A 22,467-nucleotide genomic window follows, 5' to 3' on the forward strand; every position below is an offset into this window, starting at 1 on the left:
TGCCGTTTGTTTTTTAGAACTGGAAATGTTTAATTTGCACCGTGGCGAACGGCAGCCAGATTGGAAAGATGGCATATCCGTGTCTGTTATCGTTAATAACCTGGTTTTATGAAGATTTGCTTGATTTTTGTTATGGTTATGGTTTCCGGAATTTACCTTTCCGGGCAGGTTGCGTCTGTTGACGAAACGACGGCCGGAGACAACCGCAGGGGTACGCTTATACTGAACCAGGATGAGCGGATTGATGAACTTGTCAGCCGCCATATAAGGATCAATAGCGAAATACAGGGTATGCAGGGATACCGCATCAGGATCTTCTCGCAATCGGGACGGGGCGCACGTCAGAATGCTACAACTGCAAGGGCAGAATTCTTTAATAAATACTCCGATGTTGAGACCTACCTTGATTATGATCCTCCCAATTTCAGGGTCTATGTAGGCGATTTCAGGACCAGGAGTGAGGCGCTTAAGTTACAGAGAAAGATCCGGCAGGATTATCCATACTCTTTCATTGTCAGCAGTCGTATCAATTTGCCGCCGCTGGACTGAAACAATTTTCTTTTTTGGCTCAAAACAAAAGTGACAGATGTCTGACAAGATCAAGCATGAATGCGGTATTGCCCTTATAAGGCTTCTTAAACCACTCGAATACTACCAGGATAAGTACGGAACATGGAGGTATGGCCTTGACAAGCTTTACCTGCTGATGGAAAAGCAGCACAACAGGGGTCAGGACGGAGCCGGCGTTGTGAGTATCAAATTTGACCTTTGCTCAGGGAAGCCATACCTTTTCAGGCACAGATCAAATTCACAGTCGCCTATAAATGATGTTTTCGCGAAGATAAACGGACATTTCATGATGGTGGGCGAGAAGGATCCTGCCCTGCTTGAAGATCCCGCCTATGCAAGGGATCATATCCCTTTTGCCGGCGAGATATATCTCGGACACCTGCGTTACGGAACCTTCGGAAATACCACTATAGACCATGTTCACCCGGTTATGCGTGAAAATAACTGGAAGTCCAGGAACCTGGTCCTTGCCGGTAACTTTAACCTGACAAATACTGACGAGTTATTCAGAAAACTTATCGATCTCGGGCAGCATCCCAAGGCTTATTCAGACACTGTTACAATACTTGAAAAGGTGGGCCACTTTCTTGACGAGGAGAACCAGCTTCTATTCCGGAAATATAAGGATGAGGGGTATACCAACCGAGAGATCAGCGGGCTTATCGAGACCAACCTGGATGTGCACAATGTGCTTGAGGAATCAAGCAAGGACTGGGACGGCGGCTACACGGTTGCAGGAATAATCGGCCACGGGGATACATTTGTTGCACGTGATCCCTGGGGTATAAGGCCGGCTTTTTATTATTATGATGATGAAGTAGTTATTGCCGCTTCTGAAAGGCCTGTCATACAGACAGTGATGAATGTCCCGCTGGAGAAGGTGACAGAGTTGAGTCCCGGTCATGCATTGCTGGTGAAGAAGGACGGAAGGATAATTGACAGGATGATCAGGGTGCCGCAGGAGCGAATGGCCTGTTCTTTTGAAAGGATCTATTTTTCACGCGGCAGTGATGCCGATATATACAGGGAAAGGAAGAGACTGGGGGAGTTGCTTACACCACAGATACTTGCTGCTGTAGATAACGACCTTGAGAATACGGTGTTTTCGTATATACCCAATACGGCAGAATCGGCCTTCTATGGCATGATAAAAGGGATTGAGAATCACATGCTGGAGGAGAAGACCAGGATAATCGCCCGTGAGGGGAACAAGCTTACCAGGGAAGAGATTACCGGGTTGATAGCTGCCAGGCCCAGGGTTGAAAAGATAGCCATAAAGGATGTGAAGCTGAGAACTTTCATTTCCCAGGAAAAAGCAAGGGATGATCTTGCAGGCCATGTTTATGACATAACCTACGGGACAATTAATGAAGGTGTTGACAATCTTGTTATTATTGACGATTCCATTGTAAGGGGAACTACGCTGAGGAAGAGTATTTTAAGAATTCTTGACAGGCTCGGGCCACGAAAGATAGTGATTGTATCCTCATCTCCACAAATAAGATATCCTGACTGTTACGGCATTGACATGACGAAACTTACCGATTTTGTTGCATTTCATGCTGCAATTTCGATGCTTAAGGAAACCGGCAGGCAGGGTATTATCGACGAGGTCTACCGTTTGTCTAAAGAGCAGCAGCATCTTCCCCGGGAGCAGGTGGTCAATTATGTAAAGGAGATATACAAACCGTTCTCACCTGCTGAGATATCTTCAAAGATAACAGAACTTCTTAAACCAGAGGATGTCAGGGCTGATGTTGAGATCGTATACCAGACAATTGAAAACCTTCATAAAGCCTGCCCCAATGACAAGGGTGACTGGTATTTTACCGGCAACTATCCTACGCCGGGTGGCAACAAGGTGGTTAACACCTCCTTTATAAACTACATAGAGTCGCGTAACCAGAGGTCTTACTAAGGATACAGTGATATTTTCCGGGATCGAAGGCATATGTTCCGGCGCTGCGCTGCTTTACAGTTATGGGTTGTGGGGTTTTCCTTTTTGTCAGTGCCTTTTGGATATGAAGTATTTGACTCTCTGGTAAGTGGAAACGTGCCTGTTCACCTTCTTTTCATAGAGGTCTTTCATGGTTATCATTATACCGGTTTCTTCAACGCCTCCAAAGTTTTCATTTATTACTGTCCCGAATACCTTCATTGACGGGGAGAGGTTCATGTATGCATTTATAAGGGGAGGAATGACCTCGGAATGACTTCTCACATACTGGGAGAGTTTTTTATAATCTTCTGCATAATCCTTACCGTTCAATAACCTTTCCAGCGCTGCAATATCCATGTTGAGATCCAGGGGATCTTTGGGCCTTACAAGTTCATCCTGGTCGGGGAAGTATTTTTGCAGGAAAAAGAGTATCAGGTTTCTTGCTTCCTGGTTAAAACGGCGATACATGGTTACCTTGCCGAAAAAATATTTCATTTTTGGATTATCAACCATAATTGCACCAAGCCCGTCCCACAGGTTATCAAGTGCAAAAAGCCCTTTTCTTGCCCTGGCAGTGGACTGGTAAGCGGGTTGTACAAATGACCGGCCAAGCTCTATAAGGTATGGAAGATAGTTTGATACAAACCTGTCGGAAAACCTGAAGAGCCTGGAGGTAGCAAATCTTTCGCTGTTCACCGGCTTGTCAGCCGGAGGAATGTAGAACCTGTATCCACCGAGTATTTCCCTGTGTTTTGGGTCCCACACGATCAATTGCTTGTAAGGCTCATCAGAGGTGTCAAAATCATCAAGGTCTGTTTTTTTGCCTGTACCACCTCCGGCCCGCCTGAAGCTCAATTCCCTCAGCCTGCCAATTTCGGTCAGAATGTTGGGCGAATCGATATGATCGACTATATACAGTTCGTTACCCGCATTGTTTGTTTCCCTCACGAACTTCGAAGGAGTCAACTCCTGCTCGATCTTTTCGGGACTTACCGGAGATATGATAGGTTCCATATAAGAAACAAAGGTTAGAATTATCCCGGCTTTTTAGTAAACCAAAAAAAATGCCTGCACCGGACTGCTAAAATAATACTTTTTTCGAACGCTTGCTGCAAAACATTCGAATAATTTATACCGGTCAACCCTCTGCAAGCCGATAGACCTCTTTTCTTACTTCCCCCGCCCACTCCGCACGAGACCTGGATTTATCAAATCTTTCCCATGGTATCGGGTTGCCAATTGTAACAGTTATTTTATGGCCGGTTTGACTGAACATTTCGTCAGGAAGGTAGAACATTTCGATGTTAGCCCTGATACCCAGTTTTTTGCGTATGTTGGCAAGACGGTAAAAGAATTTTGAATTTTTACCTTCAAAGTGGACCGGTACAATATCGCGCTTATGATCAATGGCCTTTTTTATGAAGTTCCTTTTCCATTCGAGGTCGGTTATAATCCTGCCCTGCTTTCTTGAGCAGATCCCTGCCGGGAAATACAGTACCTGGTAATCAGATCTGTACAGCTCTTCAATTTTTTTTGCGTATTCGGTTGACTGGCGTCCGTGTTTGTTTACAGGCACGAATACCGGTTCAAGATTTCGCAGGTTAAGAAGCAGGTCATTGACTATGAATTTGACCTTTTTATGGTGTTTTCCTATTATGTCGAGGAATATCATTCCGTCAAGTCCCCCGAGCGGGTGGTTGGAAACAAAAATGTTTCTTCCGCTCCGCGGGATGTTCTCCTCTCCCCTTACATCATAATCTATGCCCATGCGTTCAAAGATAACCCTTATGAAATCAAGGCCGTATTTATCTTTGTGGGTTTCCAGGATCTCATTTATCTGATCCTGATGTATTGTACGTTTGATATATCCAAGTATAAAACCCGGAAGTAATTTGTAAAGTCGCGGGTTCTTGTTCCTGAAGATCTCGTCAACATCAATTCTGACCGGCTCCGGTACTTTTTGCTCTTCTGTCATCAGTATAGAGAATAGTGCTTTATAAATGTAAAAATAGCAAGAATTGATAAAAAAGTTATCAACAAAGTGGCGAAAAATGGAGTAAAGTGGGTTAAAGTGGATATTTTTTGTTTATTTTTACCTATTCAAAGCAATTTGTATGGCAACTTTCATTGGCGATTATACTTGCAGAGTCGATGCAAAGGGCAGGGTGATAATGCCTTCAGCCTTTAAGAAACAAATGCCTCCTGCGGCCACTGACAGGTTTGTGGTCAAAAAAGATGTATTTGAGCAATGTCTTGTATTGTTTCCAATTGATGAGTGGGACCGGCAAAACTCGATAATTCGTTCTAAAATAAATCCCTACAACAGGGAGCACAGCCAATTTCTGAGGGGTTTCTACAAAGGCACTGCTGAGGTAATACTTGATGCCAGCAACAGGTTGCTTATACCGAGAAGGCTTCTGGACCTGGTAGAGATTGAGGGCGAAGCTGTGCTTGCCGGACAGGACGGCAAGATAGAGATCTGGAGCAAGGACCTTTATGCTAAACAGGCGGGTGAGGCTGAGGATTTTGCCGTGCTTGCAGAAAAAATTATGGGTGAATCTGAAAGTAGTGCATAAGCCATGGTTTACCATAAACCTGTTCTTCTGAAAGAGAGCGTTGACGGACTCAATATCCGTCAGGGAGGCACTTATGTTGATCTTACTTTCGGCGGTGGCGGACATTCAAGGGAAATTCTCTCACGTCTGGGCAAAGGCAGGCTGATCTCCTTCGATCAGGACGCCGATGCCGAGGAGGCTTCGCGAAAGATTACCGACAGCCGGTTTATGTTTGTCAGGAGCAACTTCAGGTTTTTCAGTAATTTTTTGCGGTATTACAAGATAAACATGGTTGACGGCATACTGGCCGACCTTGGCGTTTCCTCCCACCATCTGGATGATCCCGAAAGGGGTTTTTCATTCAGGTCAGGCAACAGGCCCGATATGCGTATGAACCGGGATGCCCGGGTTACGGCTGCTGATATCCTGAATGAATATAACCAGGATGAGATCGAAAGGATCCTGAGGGATTACGGAGAAGTTCCGGGAGCTGACAGGGTAGCCCGGGCAATTGTTCAGAACCGCGAAGATAATAAGTATTCGGATATGGAAAGCCTGATCGGGGTAGTCTCGGGTTTTGCCCCGCAACGCCAGGAGAGCAAATACCTTGCAAGGATCTTCCAGGCACTCAGGATAGAGGTTAACAATGAACTGGAGGTGCTCCGGCAGATGCTTCTACAGGTGCTTCTCAGTTTAAACAGTGGTGGCAGGCTGGTTGTGATATCCTACCATTCACTGGAGGACAGGATGGTGAAAAACTTCATGCGCACCGGAAAGCCGGAAGGCAGCCTTGACAAGGATTTTTTCGGTAATCCCCTGGTGCCTTTCAGACTTGTAACAAGAAAAGTCATAGTTGCAGGTGATGCTGAGATCAGGTCCAACAGCCGTGCAAGGAGTGCGCGCCTGAGAATTGCCGAACGCAATTAATATGAAGCAGTATATGGAAGACAATGAAAGAGACAGGGAGTTTATTGATGTGAAGCCGGAGAAAAAGAAGGAACCGGCAGCGGGTTCCGTAAGGGATTTTATCGACGGGAGTGTGCTGACTCGCGACTTTGTAATGAGACAGCTACCCTTCATTATATTCCTGGCTGTGCTCGCGATTTTTTATATAGGCAACCGTTATCATGCAGAGAAACTTGTCAGGAGGAGCGGTGAGCTTCAGTCTGAGCTCAGGGAACTCAGGGCAGAAGCGATAACAGTATCGGCCGAACTTATGCATCTGAGCCGGCAGTCGGAGGTTCTCAAGCTCCTGGAAAAAAGGAACCTTGACCTGTCGGCATCTCTTGAGCCTCCGAAAAAAATTGTGGTCGGACGAAAACGCAGATAAGGAATGTCAGTAAAGAAGGACATATTGTGGAGAGTGGCTCTGGTCTATTTCGGGATTATCCTGTTTGCGGTTGTTATCGCAGGAAAAACCATGTATATACAATTTGCGGAGGGAAGTATGTGGCAGGAAAGGGCAAGCCGTATGACGATAAGGGATATAACGATTGAGCCCAACAGGGGTGACATCTATGCTTCCGGCAGCCGTCTGCTTGCAACTTCAATGCCCTACTATGAGGTAAGGATGGATCTGAGGGCTGCCGGCCTGACTGACAGGATCTTCAATGAGAATATTGATTCTCTTTGTCTTGCCCTGGCCGGTATGTTCGAAGGGAAAAGTGCAGCCGCATGGAGGGCTGAACTTAACATGGCCCGTCAGGAGTGGAAAAGATTCCACCTGATAGGGCGCAGGGTATCATTTGATCAGCTCAGGGAGATCAGGCGTTTTCCTCTTTTCAGGCTGGGCCAGAATACCGGCGGATTAATCGTTATCCAGGACAATCAGCGATTTCAGCCGCACGGGAACCTTGCATCAAGAACAATAGGGTATACCACAAAAGGCGAATCGGGCAATATAGTCGGTATTGAAGGTGCATATGATATTCAGCTCAGTGGAGTGGAAGGTCTTAAGCTTATGCAGAGGATATCGGGCAATGCCTGGATGCCTCTTAATGACAGGAATGAAGTTGAACCGCGCGATGGTCTGGATGTTGTAACGACTATAGACATAGATATCCAGGATGTTGCTACGAATGCACTGCTGAGGCAACTGTCAGCACACAGGGCAAATCACGGTACAGCTATCCTGATGGAGGTGCAGACAGGTGAGATAAAGGCCATTGCCAATCTCGAGAGGAACAGCCGGGGAGGTTATTCGGAAACTTATAACTATGCGCTTGGTGAGAGTACGGAACCGGGATCCACATTTAAACTCATGTCTCTGCTTGTGGCGCTTGAAGACGGGTATATAAAGCTTGAAGACAGTATAGATACCAGATCGGGAGAGATTTATTTTTATGATCAGAGAATTGCCGATTCAAGGCGGGGTGGCCATGGCAGAATAACCGTGCAGGAGGTATTTGAGCTCTCATCAAACGTTGGCGTGGCTAAGCTCATAGACCGTTTTTACAGAGGCAGGGAACAGGAATTCATTAACAAGCTCTACCGGATGAACCTTAACCAGAAAACGGGTGTGGAGATACGGGGTGAGGGCAGGCCTGAGATCAAGCATCCGGGTGACAGGTTATGGTCGGGTATATCATTACCAATGATGTCAATAGGTTACGAGATCAGGATGACACCCTTGCAGATTCTGACCTTTTACAATGCAATAGCCAATGACGGCAGGATGGTCAGGCCAAAATTTGTGAGTGAACTCAGGTATCATGGGAATACAGTTGAGGTTTTTCCCACAAGGGTAATCAATCCGTCAATAAGTTCACCCAGGGCGATACGAAGTGCCAGAAAAATGCTTGAAGGAGTTGTTGAATCGGGTACCGCTATGAACCTCAGGAATGCTAACTACAGGATTGCGGGTAAAACAGGTACGGCACAGATCGCAAATGAGAAATACGGATATGTAATGGATTCCAGGGTGAGTCACCAGGCCTCGTTTGTAGGATATTTTCCCGCCGACAACCCCAGGTACTCATGCATCGTGGTAGTAAACTCGCCTTCCAACAATGTGTATTACGGAAACCTGGTAGCCGGCCCGGTTTTCAGGGAGATCGCCGATAAGGTTTATTCTACCAGCCTTGACATGCATGAGCCATTGATTGCCAGAAGCTCGGTCGATTACGATCCCCCGTTTTCGAAATCAGGCAATTTAAATGATCTTGAGACTGTATTTACATATTTCGGGATACCTGCCCTGAAAAACGGAGAGCCTGCCGAATGGGTTACTACAACCAGGAGGGATTCCTTTGTTGAATTAAGGGGCAGGACCATTGTTGATGAATTTGTTCCGAACGTGGTGGATATGACACTGAGTGATGCCCTCTACCTGCTTGAGAACAGGGGACTGGTAGTGGAGGCCCGGGGGCGGGGCAAGGTCAATTCACAGTCGCTTTTGCCGGGTTTGCTTGCAACACCCGGCCGGAGGATAGTGCTGGAAATGAGTATAAACTAATATACGGTACCTGATAGTGAAAAAGCTTGAATTTCTGCTTGAAGACGTTGATGTTATCTGTGTAAAGGGAGATAGCGGACTGGCTGCCGGCAGCCTGGAGTTTGATTCCCGCAGGGTGTCAGTGGGCAGCATATTTTTTGCTATAAGGGGTACCGGCCATGACGGGCATTCATTTATTGAAAGTGCCGTGTCAAAGGGCGCTGCTGCTGTTATTTGTGAGACGATGCCTGCTGAACTCAGGAAAGAAGTCTGTTATGTGCAGGTAGCCGACAGTGCATCTGCTCTGGGTATTATGGCCTCAGCCCTGTTTGATCATCCTTCGCGCAGGATAAAACTGACAGGAGTTACAGGAACGAACGGGAAAACAACTACCGCCACCCTCCTGTTCAGGCTGTTCACTGCAATGGGGAGCAGGGCCGGGCTGATATCTACTGTCGGATATATTGTTGGTGAGGAAAAAATCCACGCTACCCATACGACTCCCGACCCGGTAACGATTAACCGTCTTTTAAGCGATATGGAAAAGGCCGGATGTGAATACTGTTTTATGGAGGTCAGCAGCCACGCCATTGTGCAGCAGCGGATAAGGGGACTTCATTTTGCAGGCGGTATTTTCACCAATATCAGCCATGATCACCTTGATTACCACGGATCATATAATGAGTATCTGAAGGCGAAAAAGCAGTTCTTCGACAGACTTCAGAGTGGTGCTTTTGCACTGGTTAACAAAGATGACCGGAACTCGGGGTTCATGGTACAAAATACCGTGGCCAGGGTAAAAAGCTTTGGAATGAAATCAATGGCTGATTTCAGGGGCAGTATAGTTGAGAAGGATCAGGCCGGGATGCTGCTTGATATTAATGGCAGCCAGGTATGGGTCAGTTTTATTGGAGAATTCAATGCATCCAATATACTGGCCGTATTTGCCTGTGGCGTCCTTCTGGGAGCCGATGCCGGCGAGGTACTGAGGGTTATCAGCACGCTTACCCCGGTTGAGGGCAGGTTTGAGACCATAAGATCGGCTGATGGCATAACGGTAATTGTCGATTATGCCCATACACCCGATGCGCTTGAGAATGTAGTCAGGGCCATAAAGCAGATGCTTGCAGGCAGGTCCCGGCTCATAACTGTGACCGGGGCCGGCGGGGACAGGGACAGGGGGAAGAGGCCGGTAATGGCAGCTATTGCAGCCGCAAACAGTAGCAAGGTCATTCTCACATCAGATAATCCTCGTACTGAAGATCCGGATGCAATAATAAATGAGATGCTTACAGGCATTAAGGAAGGGGATAGAAACAGGGTTCTGTGTATCAGCAACAGGAAAGAGGCTATAAGGGCAGCCTGCTCAATTGCCGGAAAGGGTGATTTTGTACTTGTTGCCGGCAAGGGCCATGAAACATACCAGGAGATCGCAGGAGTGAGACACCATTTTGACGACAGGGAAGTTGTCAGGTCGGCGTTTAACCTTAATAAAACAACGGGATAATGCTATACTATCTTTTTGACTGGTTGCAGGATATAGATTTTCCCGGTGCGGGTGTGTTCTATTATATCTCATTCCGGGCATCGATGGCGAGTATCCTCTCACTGGTCATATCACTGCTTTTCGGCAGAAAGATAATAGAAGTTTTGCGTAAGAAGCAGATAGGTGAAACAGTGCGCGACCTGGGCATTGATGGGCAGCTGGAGAAAAAGGGCACCCCGACGATGGGCGGACTGATAATCCTGCTGTCAATCATAGTACCCACTCTTCTTTTCGGGAACCTGCAGAACATATATATCATACTGATGCTTTTTACCACCGTATGGCTTGGTATGGTTGGCTTTGCCGATGATTATATCAAGGTTTTCAAAAAGGACAAGGCCGGACTGAGCGGAAGGGTAAAGATACTTGGGCAGGTGGTGCTTGGTTTGATAATAGGTGTGACAATGCTTATTAACGAAGACATAATTGTAAGGGAGAAGGTGCTTAAGCCGGATCTGGAGCCAAGGGTCGAAGCCGTGGAGGAAACTGGAATGCCTCCAAGGCCGCACGGATTTGTTACCACCGATGTTAAGAATACCAAGACCACCATTCCCTTCCTGAAACAAAATGAATTTGATTATGCATACCTGCTATGGTTCCTTGGTGATAGGGCTGCAAAATGGAGCTGGCTGATTTTTATCCCTTGTATAATACTGATAGTAACTGCGGTGTCTAATGGGGCCAATGTGACTGACGGACTGGACGGACTGGCAACGGGGCTTTCTGCAATAATCGGGACTACGCTGGGCATTCTCGCCTACCTTTCGGGCAACATAATCTATTCAGATTACCTGAATATTATGTACATCCCTTTTACCGGGGAAATGGTCATATATATGGCTGCGTTTGTGGGGGCCACCGTTGGCTTTTTGTGGTATAATTCTTTTCCGGCGCAGGTCTTTATGGGAGATACCGGCAGCCTGTCGATAGGGGGTATCATTGCCGTTTTTGCGATACTGATACGCAAGGAGCTTCTTATTCCTGTCCTTTGCGGGATATTCTTTGTGGAGAGCCTTTCAGTAATTATTCAGGTAAGCTGGTTCAAATACACCAAAGGGAAATATGGTGAAGGCAGGCGGGTGTTCAGGATGGCGCCGCTTCATCATCATTATCAGCTGAAAGGATATCCCGAACCTAAGATAGTCATGAGGTTTCTTATTGTCGGGATATTGCTGGCGGTTATATCGGTTGTAACACTTAAGATAAGGTAGGGTAAATATTGACTGATGAGTAGAAGGATTGTCATACTTGGTGGAGGAGAGAGCGGAACAGGAGCTGCTGTGCTGGCCTGCAGGAAAGGCTTTGATGTTTTTGTTTCTGATTCAGGAACAATTAAGCCGCCCTACAGGAAAGAACTTGAGGATCTTGGTGTTGAGTGGGAAGAAGGCAGGCATAGTGAGGAAATTATTGCAGGCGCCGGTGAGCTTATCATAAGTCCGGGCATCCCTTTATCTTCCCCTTTTGTTATCAGTGCCAGAAAGAGGGGGATACCGGTAATTTCAGAGATAGAGTTTGCTTCAAGGTATACAGAGGCAGTCAAGGTAGGGATAACCGGCAGTAACGGCAAGACAACAACCGCGTCGCTGCTGTACCATATGCTTCATAAGGGTGGCATGAAGGCAGGGCTTGCCGGAAATATTGGCAAAAGTTTTGCGCGGATGGTAGCAGAGCAAGATCATGAAGTCTGGGTTATTGAACTCAGCAGCTTCCAGCTCGAGGGAATTACCTGCTTCAGACCCGACATAGCAGTGATCCTCAATATAACCCCCGACCATATGGACCGGTATGATAATGATCTCGGGAGATATGCCGGCGCCAAGTTCATGATAACCGAAAACCAGGACAGAGAGGATGCATTTGTCTGGTGCAGTGATGATGCCGTAACTGCCGGAGAAATCACCAGGCGTAACATTGTTGCAAAAAAGTATTCATTTTCAATCGATAAAAAGGAAGGTCAGTCCGCTTTCATTGAGAACGGCAGGTTGATCATTTCAACACCTAACAATACTATTGAGATGACACTGGAAGAATTATCTTTAAAAGGCAGGCATAATATCTACAACTCTATGGCTGCAGGAATAGCTGGTCAGTTGCTGCGTATCAGGAAGGAGGTGATACGGGACAGTTTGTCGGATTTTCAGGGTATCGAGCACAGGCTTGAACCGGTATTGAAAGTCCACGGGATCGACTTTGTAAACGATTCCAAGGCTACCAATGTAAATTCAACCTGGTATGCACTGGAGAGTATGACCAGAAAGGTTGTGTGGATCGCCGGCGGGATTGACAAGGGGAATGATTATTCGCAGCTGACAGGTCTTGCGGGAGATAAGGTTCGCGCCCTGATATGCCTTGGGAGGGATAACACCAGGCTGCTGGACACGTTCAGGGATGTTGTCCCGACAGTGGTGGAGGCTGCATCCATGGAAGAAGCAGTCCGTTCGGCCTACTACCTGGCCAAAAATGGCGATACAGTGTTGCTTTCACCGGCATGTGCCAGTTTCGACCTGTTTGATAATTTCGAGGACCGGGGTCGCCAGTTTAAAAGTTGTGTAAAGAACCTCTGAACTGATTATGACCGGAATATTCAGATATCTTAAGGGAGACAAGGTGATATGGGCGCTTATCATCTTTTTGTCGATTGTCTCGCTGCTTGCGGTATACAGCTCGACGGGCACCCTGGCATACCGTGCCCAGGGTGGCAATACCGCCTATTATATCCTGAAGCATTTCACTATTATGCTGGTAGGGCTTGCCATGATATTTATCACGCACATGGTCCCGTACAAGTTTTATTCACGGTTGTCGCAGCTATTTCTTTATGCATCGGTCCTGTTGCTGGTGCTGACCCTGGTGATGGGAACCACAATTAATCAGGCATCACGTTGGCTAACCCTGCCGGGGCTTGGATTTACAATACAAACGAGTGATTTCGCAAAACTGGCGCTGATCATGTATCTGGCGAGGGTTCTTTCACGCACACAGCATGAGATAAAAGAATACCGTAATTCATTTATCCATCTGCTTCTTCCGGTGCTTATTATTTGTGCGCTGATTATGCCTGCCAATCTGTCAACTGCATTTATTCTCTTTGCTACCTGCATTATTCTTATGTTCATAGGCAGGGTGAGGACAAGGTATCTTTTCGGGTTGATCGGAGCAGGTATCGTTTTTTTATCGCTGTTTGTCGCAATTGCAATGTACAGCCAGTCGGAGGGAAGGCTGGGTACATGGCGTAACCGGATCGACAGTTTCGTTACAAAGTCGGGCGACAACAACTACCAGGTTGAGCAATCAAAGATAGCAATTGCCACTGGCGGGATGCTGGGAAAGGGCCCGGGCAACAGCTCACAGCGTAACTTCCTGCCGCATCCTTATTCGGACTTCATTTATGCAATAATAATAGAGGAATACGGACTGATTGGTGGTATTATAGTTATGTTCTTTTACCTGTGGCTGCTTTACCGGGCCGGACTGATCGTAAAAAGGAGTCAGCGAACGTTTCCGGCATTTCTTGCGATTGGCCTGGCTTTGAGCATAGTGATCCAGGCAATGATAAATATGGCGGTGGTGGTCAACCTGCTTCCGGTTACCGGACAGCCGTTGCCGCTTGTAAGTATGGGGGGGTCATCCCTCGTGTTTACCAGTATAGCGCTTGGTATAATAATTAGTGTCAGCCACGGGGTTACCAAAAACGAAAATAACGAAGCAGAAACAGATGAAGATGACGGGAAGGAGGCTTAAAATATTGCTAAGTGGCGGAGGTACGGGGGGGCACGTTTTCCCTGCAATTGCCATAGCTGATGCGCTTAAGGAGATCGACGGGAGTGCAGATATACTGTTTGTCGGGGCAAGGCATAAAATGGAGATGGAAAGGGTCCCTGCCGCAGGATATTCTATTGTCGGACTGCCCGTTACAGGCTTCCAGAGAAGGGTGACAGTGAAGAACATCTTATTCTTCTTTAATCTTCTTGCAAGTATGGTCAGGTCCCACAAAATACTCAACCGGTTCAGGCCTGATGTTGTTGTCGGTGTAGGCGGTTATGCCAGTGGTCCGGTTGCCCGTGCAGCGGCATCGAAAGGGATCCCCTTGCTGATACAGGAACAGAACTCCTTTGCAGGGGTTACCAACAGGATGCTTGGCAAACATGCAAATAGTATCTGTGTTGCGTGGGAGGGCATGGAAAGGTATTTTCAGGCTGACAAGATAGTGCTGACAGGCAATCCTGTCCGCCGGGGATTACAGGGTTCGTCAGCCAGGCGCATTGAGGCTGCCGCCCGTTTGGGTGTCTGCGGCAAAGGAAAAGTTTTGCTGGTTACCGGCGGAAGTCTCGGGGCAGGCAGCATAAACCGCAGTATAATTGAAAACTTCGGTTTGATAAGGGATAATGATATTGAGCTGATCTGGCAGACCGGCAAGACGGGTTATGCCGATGCAGTTAATCTTGTAGAAAAAAACGGTCTCGGGAAATTCTTTGTTTTTGAGTTCATAAGGGAGATGGATCTCGCCTATGCATTGGCTGACGCTGTTATTGCCAGGGCCGGTGCCGTTACACTAAGCGAACTGTGTGTGGCAGGGAAACCGGCTGTACTTGTGCCTTCTCCAAATGTTGCCGAGGATCATCAGACCAAAAATGCCATGACCCTTGCTGAAAAGGATGCAGCGATTGTGATACCCGACAGAGATGCTGTCAAACAACTTGTACCTGAGGCCGTAGGTCTTTTAAACGACAATAAAAGGCTTAAAAGGCTCAGTATAAACATATCGGCGCTGGCCCGGCCTGATGCTGCCCGGAACATAGCTGAAGAGGTACTCAAACTTGTTAAGGAACAGGATGCTGGATACAGGTAAATTAAATATGGTATATTTTGTTGGTGCAGGCGGCATCGGTATGTCTGCCCTGGCGAGGTATTTCAATTACCTTGGTGGAAGGGTGGCCGGATATGATCTGACTGAAACAGCTTTGACCCGTAAACTTGAACAAGAGGGGATTGAGATTACATACAGTGACGATCCGGGCGAAATTCCCCGGGATTTTACAGATAGGGGTCCGGCGGAAGATATGGTTGTAGTTTATACGCCTGCCGTTCCCGAAACAAATAATATACTCCGGTGGTTCAGGGACAATGGCTACAGCATGGTCAAAAGGTCAAGGCTGTTGGGTGAACTTGTAAACAGGGGCAGGGGAATAGCAGTTGCCGGGACACATGGCAAGACCTCTGTTTCTTCGCTGGCAGCTCATCTGCTAAGGGAGCTGCCGGACGGATGCAATGCTTTTATTGGTGGTATAGCAAAGAATTTCAACAGCAACCTCCTGGTTTCCGGGAAGAGTGACCTGTTTGTTGTTGAGGCTGATGAATATGACAGGTCATTCCTGCAGCTTTTCCCAACGGTTGCGGTGATCACCTCTATGGATCCTGATCACCTTGATATTTATGGCAGTTATGATGAGATGGCCTGTGCATTTTCCGCTTTTGCCGGTCAGGTCAGGCAGGGTGGAATCTTGTTGTACAAGGAAGGTGTTGATCCAGGTGTTGAAAATAGCGGGAATATCAGGCATTTATCCTATTCGGCCGGAAATCCTGCCGATTATTATGCCCAAAATTTGAAGATAAGCAAGAACGGATTAGCTGTATTTGACCTGGTAACCCCCAATGTCATTTACCGCGATATGGAGCTTGGCATTCCCGGCCGCTTCAATGTGGAGAATGCTGTTGCAGCAGCCGCCGTTGCCATGCTCTGTGGCTTGGATGAAACTGCTGTCAGGAAAGGACTCATTAGCTTCAGCGGCATTTACAGAAGGTTTGATATAAGAATAAACAAACCCGGATGTGTTCTGATCGATGACTATGCCCATCATCCGGCTGAACTGTCGGCATGTATTTCGGCGGTAAGGGAGATATTTGGCGGGAGAAGAATAACAGGAATTTTCCAGCCTCACCTTTATTCGCGAACCCGGGATTTTGCAGACGGGTTTGCCGGAAGCCTGAATGAACTGGACGACCTGATATTGCTTGATATTTACCCTGCCCGCGAAAAACCTTTGAAAGGAGTAACATCTGAACTGATATTTGAAAAGGTAAAACTTAAAAGCCGGATGATGTGCCAAAGAGAGGAGCTGCCGAAGGTTTTGGGCGGTATGGCAACTGATGTTGTCATAACAATGGGTGCAGGTAACATAGATGCAATGGTGGAGCCTGTTGAAAAGGTGTTACTGTCAAAAACCAGGCTGAGATGAGGAAGATATGGATAATAACCTACTGGATTGTTATAGCTGCCTATATGGCAGTTGTTTCGGGATTTGTGTCCGGAAGACTGGAGGATAAAATTTGCGAGATGATCAATATTACCATAATTGACAGTCTGAATAACAGGTTTGTATCACAGGCAGATGTAATGGATATGCTGCTGAGCAGTGATGCAGACCTGCTGGGATATCCAATTAACAGGATCAATACCCGTAAACTTGAGGAGATGCTCAGAACAGAGCCTTTTATCAAAAAAGCGAAAATTTATAAAACAGTTAACGGAGCCCTTAATGCCGATATTGCCCAGCGACGACCGGTACTAAGGGTGATAAACCGTCACGGAGAAAGCTATTATATAGATGAAGAGGGTTTTATCCTGCCGCTGTCAGAGAAATTCACCAGCCGGACACTTGTTGCCAACGGTAATATATCTGAGCCGTTCATAGCAGGGAGCACCAGAACGGTTTTCGATAGCGGGGAAAATGATTCAAAAAGGGACCGGGTAATAAATGACCTCTACGAGCTGGCAATGTTCATAGCCGGTTCAGGGCTATGGAGTGCACAGATATCGCAGATATATGTTAACAACAATTACGAGTACGAGCTGATACCCAGGGTTGGGGCCCATGTTATCATTCTTGGAGATGCCTCCGGGTATGAAAAGAAGTTCAGAAAACTCGAGGCTCTGTACTTTTACGGGCTGAACAATGAGGGCTGGAACAAATATGAAATAATAAACCTAAAATATGAAAACCAGGTAGTTTGCACTAAAAGATAATAATTATGGGCAAAGAGAAAAATGTAATAGCGGCCATTGATATCGGGACAACGAAAATTGTTTCGATTATTGGCAGGATAAACGATAAGAACAAACTTGACATACTGGGCTTCAGCAAGGCTGAGTCCCGTGGTGTCAAGCGGGGAACGGTTCTGAATATTGAAGACACGGTTAATGCCATCAAAAAAACCGTCGACGAGGTGAAGCAGCAGACAGGCATCGCTGTTTCGGAGGTATTTGTAGGTATAGCTGGACAGCATGTCAAAAGTATCAGGAACCGCGGTTATATCAACAGAGATTCATATGATCAGGAGATAACCCGGGAGGACATCCATGCCCTTGTTGATGACATGTTTAAGATTCCCATCGATGTGGGTGAGGAGATAATCCATGTGCTGCCGCAGAGCTTTATTGTCGATAATGAGCATGACATAAAGAACCCTGTGGGCATGACCGGTAAACGCCTTGAGGCGAATTTCAATATTGTTATAGGCCAGCTTTCATCTGCCCGGAACATTGAAAAATGTGTCAGCCGGGTGGGCCTTAAGGTCAGGGAGCTGATCCTCGAACCGCTCGCTTCGGCCGAGGCTGTGCTTACGGAAGATGAAAAGGAGGCGGGTGTTGCCCTCATTGATATAGGCGGGGGGACAACTGACCTGGCAGTTTACTATGACGGGATAATCAGGCACACGGCAGTGATCCCTTTCGGAGGCAACGTGGTTACCGAAGATATTAAGCAGGGTTGCTCCATACTGATGCGGCAGGCAGAACTGCTGAAGATCCAGTTCGGATCGGCACTTGGTGATATAGCCCCCGATGACAAGCTGGTAACCATACCAGGTATCAGCGGCCGCGAACCGAAAGAGATATCCTTCAAGAATCTTGCCTATATAATTCAGAGCAGGATGGAGGAGATAATTGACGCTGCCTCGTTTGAAATCGAGAATTCCGGATTTTTCGACCAGCTCAGTGCCGGTATTGTGCTGACAGGCGGAGGGGCGCTGCTTACTCATTTATCACAGCTTGTCAAGTTCCGGACCGGACTTGATGTCAGGATCGGATCTCCTAATGAACATCTTGCAGGCGATCCTGATGACGAGATAAATCACCCGATGTACTCTACGGCAGTTGGCCTGATCCTTAAGGCTTATGAGCATATTGGAATTGAAGGCGAAGAGGTGGTTTACGGCACCGAAGAAGCGGCCGAAATACCTGAGGCGGGCCGGGTTTCGGAAAAGAAGCAGGCCAGGATCAAGCATAACCTTATTGATCAGCTCAAATCGACTATTACAAAGATATTTGAGGAAGACGATATAAAGATGTGATAACTACTAAATATTATAGATATGTCGGAAATAATCAATTTTGACCTGCCGGTCGAGCACTCTTCCATTATAAAGGTGGTCGGGGTAGGTGGTGGTGGCAGTAACGCTGTTAACCATATGTTCAGGATGGGGATCAAGGATGTTAATTTTGTTGTATGTAACACCGATTCCCAGGCTTTGCAGAACAGTGAGGTTCCAATCAGGATACAGCTTGGCGAATCACTTACAGAGGGCCGTGGAGCAGGCAACAAACCTGAGATAGGTAAACAGGCAGCCATCGAGAACCTGGATGATGTGATTGAAGCCCTTTCAGGAAACACAAAAATGGTCTTCATCACTGCAGGTATGGGAGGTGGAACAGGTACCGGAGCAGCGCCTGTGATTGCAAGGGCAGCCAAAGAGATGGGTCTTCTTACAGTTGCGATTGTTACCATCCCGTTCAGGTTCGAGGGCAAAGTAAGGATAAACCAGGCAATAGACGGTATAAACGAACTCAGGTCACATGTAGATTCTCTTCTTGTCATAAACAATGAGAAACTTCGTGAGATATACGGGGATCTGAAGATCAGTGAAGCTTTTTCACGTGCCGACGATGTGCTGACAGGTGCTGCCAAGGGAATTGCCGAAATAATAACCGTTCATGGGCATGTGAACGTCGATTTTGCGGATGTTCAGACGGTAATGTTAAACAGCGGTGTCGCTATACTCGGCTCTGGAACAGCCGAGGGAGAAGGGCGCGCCATCAAGGCGATCCAGGCAGCCATATCCTCGCCTCTTCTCAATAACAATGATATACGTGGTGCAAGCAACATATTGCTTAATATTACATCGGGAACTGATGAAGTAAGTATGGATGAAGTAGGCGAGATCACCGATTTCGTTACTGCCGAGACCGAGGCAAGCACCAATATTATCTGGGGCACCTGCTCTGAGGCATCACTTGGGCAAAAGATATCGGTCACCATAATAGCCACCGGTTTTGAAACCAATTCGATACCCGAGCTTTATTCGAGGGACAGGGGGGTGGAAAAGCTCAAACTGGCCGACTTTCCATCGCCCGACAAAGGTGCTGTAGTAGGCGGTTTCACTGTTAAGGAAAAGAGCAGGAAATCTCCCAATTCATTTGAGTTTGATAAATTGCAGAGGACCATTGAGTTCGATATAAAAGGCTCCGTTAAGGATCCGGGGGCGGCCGATGATGAAGGTCATGCGGCAGATGATCTGTCAGGTCTTTCAGGGATGAGGACCGGAGACAGGGCTTCAAGGCTAAAAGAGGCTGGCAGCCGGCTTAAGGAGAAAAACTATTTGAATGTAAATGAAAAGGAGGAGATAGAAGAGCTTGAGCGGCAGCCGGCATTTGAAAGGAAAAAGATCAGTCTGAACTTTTCGAAGCGTTCTTCCGGCAATCCTGTAAGCCGGTATACACTTTCCGAGGATGGGGAAAACGGACCGAAATTCCGTGCCGACAACGGCTACCTGCATGACAACGTTGATTAACGGCAGGCCGGGTAATAACTGAGGGCGTAAACATGCAGTTGATGAGGTTATTACCCTGTAATTGCTAAGATCATTACCCGGCGATTGCTGAAAGCAATATCCTCGGGATAATGCCGGCTGTGGGGCAAGATGTTGCAGATCTACCTCTTTATATAATGACAGCCCACCGAACGGGTATTGCGCAATGCTGCCGACACTATCAGCTGGGAGCTGACAACGGCATTGCGCAACTCAATTATCTGCCTGTTTATCTTCGCACTTTTATAGAACTTCATTATGCGATGGGCATAATATTCAAGGTCGGCCTCGGCCCGTGAGAGTCCCCGTACAGTCCTTATGATCCCGGCATAATTCCACATGGTAAGCTGGATGGCTCTCATATCCTGGTCTATGAGAAGGGGATCGAACTCCTCTGCATTGGGTGGATTCTCCCAGTCGGGTATATTGTCAAATCTTTTTTTGTCTATTTTACCGCGTCCTGCCGAAATAGCCTCTGCAGTGGATTTTCCCCACAGAAGTCCCTCAAGCAGCGATGCAGAGGCAAGCCTGTTGGCTCCATGCAGTCCCGTACAGGTAACTTCACCCACTGCCCAGAGGTTCCTGAGTGATGTCTTTCCGGCATTATTGGTCTTAATCCCGCCGCAGAAGTAGTGTGCCGCGGGTGTTATCGGGATGGGCTCCTTTGTTATGTCTATGCCTCCTTTCAGGCATGTCGAATAGATCTTTGAGAACCGTTTTTCGAGAGGGATGCTTCCGTTGTAATAGCCGGCGATATCAAGGAGCATATACTCCTTCCCGGTTTTGCATATCATGTCATAAACGGCTCTCGAAACCACATCACGTGGTGCGAGGTCTCCCATATCCGAATAAGACTTCATGAACTCTTTGCCTGAATGATCCTTTAGCCTGCCGCCTTCACCCCTGAGGGACTCCGATATCAGAAACCTTTTTATATCCTTGTGAAACAGGCATGTTGGGTGAAACTGCACAAACTCTGCATTTATGATATCGGCTCCTGCCCGGTATGCCATGCTTGTGCCGTCGCCGGTTGCAGCGACCGGATTTGTCGTATGGTAATAAAGGTTGCCGGTACCACCGGTAGCGAGGATAACATTTTCGGCAAAAAATGTTTCGGTCTGACCGGTTTTGTTATTCAACGCATAGACCCCCATGACTTCTCCTTCGCGGTAAAGCTCCTGCGGATCCCGTGAGTGATGGTTGTTGGATATCAGGTCTATGGCTGTATAGCCTTTAAGGAATTTTACGCCGGTTTTGCCTGCATGAGTTATAAGTGAGTCCTCTATCTTATCGCCGGTATGATCTTCATAATGGACAATTCGTCTTTTACTGTGGGCTGCTTCTTCGGTATAATCGATCTTTCCCTCTTCCGATCTGCTGAACTGAATTCCCACCTCACCGATCAGGAACTCAAAAACCAGGGGCGGGCCGTTCCTGACGAAGAAGTCGACAGCCTCAAGGTTGTTGTAGCCGGCTCCTGCCCTCAGGAGGTCGCTCCTTAACAGTGCGGCTGAATCATCATCGCATGATGCAATTATTCCCCCTTGTGCATAGTACGTGTTGGTTTCGCTGAGCCTCTCCTCCTTTGTCATGACAAGCACATTCAAACCTGCTTTCCTGAGATATATAGCACAGGTAAGTCCTGCCATACCCGATCCTACCACAACGGCATCATAATGGTGTCTCATGGTTTCTTCTTTAAGCTGAAATCGAAGGCTTTTACCGATGAAGTGATGGTTCCGGCCGAGATGAAGGTAACACCCGTTGAAGCTGCCGCAGGAACCTTGCCGGGAGTCATATTCCCCGAAGCTTCTGTTTCACATCTGCCGCCGGTTAGCTTCACCGCTTCCTTCATCATTGCATTGGTCATGTTATCAAACATTATCCTGTCAACACCGCATTCAATTGCCTCTCTCACCTCTTCAAGATTCCTGGTCTCGACCTCAATCATGAACCTGCTTCCCCATTTTTCCCTGGCCTTGCTGACCGCATCTCTTATTCCTCCGGCGGCGTCAATGTGGTTGTCCTTTATCATTACCATATCGTAAAGGCCCATACGGTGGTTGCTGCCCCCGCCGCAGCGAACTGCGTATTTCTGCAGCTCCCTGAACCCGGGTATCGTCTTCCGTGTATCAAGTATAACCGCCCTGCCTCCTGTCTCTCTCACAAATTCAGATGTGCTGGTTGCTGTTGCCGATAGCAGGGATACAAAGTTTATGGCTGTACGCTCGGCCTTGAGAATTGAGCGTACGCTGCCCTGCAATCCTGCAACGACGTTTCCGGGGCCAATGGGGTCACCGTCGCTGAAATAGCGGGCAATCGTAATATTCTTATCCACCCTGTTAATCACCTGTGCAAAAAGGTCCAGTCCGCACAGTATCCCTTTATCTTTTGACACCAGTACAAACTCATCTGTTTCGTCGACGAATATAGCACCTGAGGTGATATCGCCGTTGTCGCCAAGGTCCTCCTGCAAAGCGATATCGATAAGAATTCCGGTATTGGCAAATTCTGACATGGTCCTGTGGTGATAATGGTTAGGTGCTGCTAAAGTAAAAAA

General features: G+C 47.3%; 19 protein-coding genes. 15 read left to right on the top strand and 4 right to left on the bottom strand.

Annotated elements, in window-relative coordinates; genetic code table 11:
* Positions 1-108: 108 nt before the first annotated feature.
* Positions 109-549, top strand: a complete 441-nt coding sequence (locus tag EA408_04585) for an SPOR domain-containing protein (GenBank protein ID TVR73585.1) — start codon at positions 109-111, stop codon at positions 547-549.
* A 37-nt stretch (positions 550-586) separates the two neighbouring features.
* Positions 587-2,488, top strand: coding sequence for an amidophosphoribosyltransferase (locus tag EA408_04590; protein ID TVR73586.1), 1,902 nt, complete (start codon positions 587-589; stop codon positions 2,486-2,488).
* An 87-nt stretch (positions 2,489-2,575) separates the two neighbouring features.
* On the opposite strand, the gene EA408_04595 is transcribed toward EA408_04590, so the two are convergent.
* Positions 2,576-3,523 carry a GNAT family N-acetyltransferase gene (locus EA408_04595; protein TVR73587.1) on the bottom strand — a complete coding sequence of 316 codons (948 nt, stop codon included), beginning with the start codon at positions 3,521-3,523 and terminating at the stop codon, positions 2,576-2,578.
* A 124-nt stretch (positions 3,524-3,647) separates the two neighbouring features.
* A complete protein-coding gene (locus EA408_04600) occupies positions 3,648-4,484 on the bottom strand; it encodes a glycerol acyltransferase (GenBank protein TVR73588.1) in 837 nt (278 codons plus the stop codon).
* Between the two features lie 139 nt (positions 4,485-4,623).
* Between EA408_04600 and EA408_04605 the strand changes: the two genes are divergently transcribed.
* Genes EA408_04605 through ftsZ form a run of 13 tightly spaced genes read left to right on the top strand, consistent with a single transcriptional unit; the run spans position 4,624 to position 19,889 of the window.
* Positions 4,624-5,085: a division/cell wall cluster transcriptional repressor MraZ gene (locus tag EA408_04605; GenBank protein ID TVR73589.1), complete on the top strand. Its 462-nt coding sequence runs from the start codon at positions 4,624-4,626 to the stop codon at positions 5,083-5,085.
* A gap of 3 nt (positions 5,086-5,088) precedes the next feature.
* Positions 5,089-5,991: a 16S rRNA (cytosine(1402)-N(4))-methyltransferase RsmH gene (gene rsmH, locus EA408_04610; protein TVR73590.1), complete on the top strand. Its 903-nt coding sequence runs from the start codon at positions 5,089-5,091 to the stop codon at positions 5,989-5,991.
* A gap of 1 nt (position 5,992) precedes the next feature.
* Entirely contained in the window at positions 5,993-6,394 is a 402-nt protein-coding gene (locus tag EA408_04615) for a hypothetical protein (GenBank protein ID TVR73591.1), read from the top strand.
* A gap of 3 nt (positions 6,395-6,397) precedes the next feature.
* Entirely contained in the window at positions 6,398-8,518 is a 2,121-nt protein-coding gene (locus EA408_04620) for a PASTA domain-containing protein (protein TVR73592.1), read from the top strand.
* Positions 8,519-8,534: 16 nt separating this feature from the next.
* The gene (locus tag EA408_04625; protein TVR73593.1) at positions 8,535-10,004 is read left to right on the top strand and encodes a UDP-N-acetylmuramoyl-L-alanyl-D-glutamate--2,6-diaminopimelate ligase; all 1,470 of its coding nucleotides are present in this window, start codon (positions 8,535-8,537) and stop codon (positions 10,002-10,004) included.
* A complete protein-coding gene (locus EA408_04630) occupies positions 10,004-11,254 on the top strand; it encodes a phospho-N-acetylmuramoyl-pentapeptide-transferase (GenBank protein TVR73594.1) in 1,251 nt (416 codons plus the stop codon). The genes EA408_04625 and EA408_04630 overlap by 1 nt, the downstream gene beginning before the upstream one ends.
* 15 nt (positions 11,255-11,269) lie before the next feature.
* On the top strand, positions 11,270-12,607 hold the full coding sequence (murD, locus tag EA408_04635; GenBank protein ID TVR73595.1) for a UDP-N-acetylmuramoyl-L-alanine--D-glutamate ligase: 1,338 nt from the start codon (positions 11,270-11,272) through the stop codon (positions 12,605-12,607).
* A gap of 7 nt (positions 12,608-12,614) precedes the next feature.
* Positions 12,615-13,784 carry a cell division protein FtsW gene (locus EA408_04640; protein ID TVR73596.1) on the top strand — a complete coding sequence of 390 codons (1,170 nt, stop codon included), beginning with the start codon at positions 12,615-12,617 and terminating at the stop codon, positions 13,782-13,784.
* Entirely contained in the window at positions 13,765-14,892 is a 1,128-nt protein-coding gene (murG, locus tag EA408_04645) for an undecaprenyldiphospho-muramoylpentapeptide beta-N-acetylglucosaminyltransferase (protein TVR73620.1), read from the top strand. The genes EA408_04640 and murG overlap by 20 nt, the downstream gene beginning before the upstream one ends.
* On the top strand, positions 14,876-16,279 hold the full coding sequence (locus tag EA408_04650; protein TVR73621.1) for a UDP-N-acetylmuramate--L-alanine ligase: 1,404 nt from the start codon (positions 14,876-14,878) through the stop codon (positions 16,277-16,279). Before murG ends, EA408_04650 begins: the two co-directional genes overlap by 17 nt.
* The gene (locus EA408_04655; protein TVR73597.1) at positions 16,276-17,067 is read left to right on the top strand and encodes a hypothetical protein; all 792 of its coding nucleotides are present in this window, start codon (positions 16,276-16,278) and stop codon (positions 17,065-17,067) included. Before EA408_04650 ends, EA408_04655 begins: the two co-directional genes overlap by 4 nt.
* 5 nt (positions 17,068-17,072) lie before the next feature.
* Positions 17,073-18,392 (top strand): cell division protein FtsA, encoded by a 1,320-nt coding sequence (ftsA, locus tag EA408_04660; protein TVR73598.1) that lies wholly within the window; start codon positions 17,073-17,075, stop codon positions 18,390-18,392.
* A gap of 21 nt (positions 18,393-18,413) precedes the next feature.
* Entirely contained in the window at positions 18,414-19,889 is a 1,476-nt protein-coding gene (ftsZ, locus tag EA408_04665; GenBank protein TVR73599.1) for a cell division protein FtsZ, read from the top strand.
* Between the two features lie 140 nt (positions 19,890-20,029).
* Here ftsZ and nadB read toward each other — a convergent pair whose 3' ends face one another.
* The gene (gene nadB, locus EA408_04670; GenBank protein TVR73600.1) at positions 20,030-21,595 is read right to left on the bottom strand and encodes an L-aspartate oxidase; all 1,566 of its coding nucleotides are present in this window, start codon (positions 21,593-21,595) and stop codon (positions 20,030-20,032) included.
* Positions 21,592-22,425, bottom strand: coding sequence for a carboxylating nicotinate-nucleotide diphosphorylase (gene nadC / locus EA408_04675; protein ID TVR73601.1), 834 nt, complete (start codon positions 22,423-22,425; stop codon positions 21,592-21,594). Before nadC ends, nadB begins: the two co-directional genes overlap by 4 nt.
* Positions 22,426-22,467 lie beyond the last annotated feature (42 nt).

It is taken from the genome of Marinilabiliales bacterium (assembly GCA_007695015.1).
In the GTDB taxonomy this organism is placed as follows: domain Bacteria; phylum Bacteroidota; class Bacteroidia; order Bacteroidales; family PUMT01; genus PXAP01.

What these genes read in the sequence shown, in the direction of transcription:
- EA408_04585 (TVR73585.1), top strand. Translation starts at nt 109, where the DNA reads ATGAAGATTTGCTTGATTTTTGTTATGGTTATGGTTTCCGGAATTTAC.
- EA408_04590 (TVR73586.1), top strand. Translation starts at nt 587, where the DNA reads ATGTCTGACAAGATCAAGCATGAATGCGGTATTGCCCTTATAAGGCTT.
- EA408_04595 (TVR73587.1), bottom strand. Translation starts at nt 3,523, where the DNA reads ATGGAACCTATCATATCTCCGGTAAGTCCCGAAAAGATCGAGCAGGAG.
- EA408_04600 (TVR73588.1), bottom strand. Translation starts at nt 4,484, where the DNA reads ATGACAGAAGAGCAAAAAGTACCGGAGCCGGTCAGAATTGATGTTGAC.
- EA408_04605 (TVR73589.1), top strand. Translation starts at nt 4,624, where the DNA reads ATGGCAACTTTCATTGGCGATTATACTTGCAGAGTCGATGCAAAGGGC.
- rsmH (TVR73590.1), top strand. Translation starts at nt 5,089, where the DNA reads ATGGTTTACCATAAACCTGTTCTTCTGAAAGAGAGCGTTGACGGACTC.
- EA408_04615 (TVR73591.1), top strand. Translation starts at nt 5,993, where the DNA reads ATGAAGCAGTATATGGAAGACAATGAAAGAGACAGGGAGTTTATTGAT.
- EA408_04620 (TVR73592.1), top strand. Translation starts at nt 6,398, where the DNA reads ATGTCAGTAAAGAAGGACATATTGTGGAGAGTGGCTCTGGTCTATTTC.
- EA408_04630 (TVR73594.1), top strand. Translation starts at nt 10,004, where the DNA reads ATGCTATACTATCTTTTTGACTGGTTGCAGGATATAGATTTTCCCGGT.
- murD (TVR73595.1), top strand. Translation starts at nt 11,270, where the DNA reads ATGAGTAGAAGGATTGTCATACTTGGTGGAGGAGAGAGCGGAACAGGA.
- EA408_04640 (TVR73596.1), top strand. Translation starts at nt 12,615, where the DNA reads ATGACCGGAATATTCAGATATCTTAAGGGAGACAAGGTGATATGGGCG.
- murG (TVR73620.1), top strand. Translation starts at nt 13,765, where the DNA reads ATGACGGGAAGGAGGCTTAAAATATTGCTAAGTGGCGGAGGTACGGGG.
- EA408_04650 (TVR73621.1), top strand. Translation starts at nt 14,876, where the DNA reads ATGCTGGATACAGGTAAATTAAATATGGTATATTTTGTTGGTGCAGGC.
- EA408_04655 (TVR73597.1), top strand. Translation starts at nt 16,276, where the DNA reads ATGAGGAAGATATGGATAATAACCTACTGGATTGTTATAGCTGCCTAT.
- ftsA (TVR73598.1), top strand. Translation starts at nt 17,073, where the DNA reads ATGGGCAAAGAGAAAAATGTAATAGCGGCCATTGATATCGGGACAACG.
- ftsZ (TVR73599.1), top strand. Translation starts at nt 18,414, where the DNA reads ATGTCGGAAATAATCAATTTTGACCTGCCGGTCGAGCACTCTTCCATT.
- nadB (TVR73600.1), bottom strand. Translation starts at nt 21,595, where the DNA reads ATGAGACACCATTATGATGCCGTTGTGGTAGGATCGGGTATGGCAGGA.
- nadC (TVR73601.1), bottom strand. Translation starts at nt 22,425, where the DNA reads ATGTCAGAATTTGCCAATACCGGAATTCTTATCGATATCGCTTTGCAG.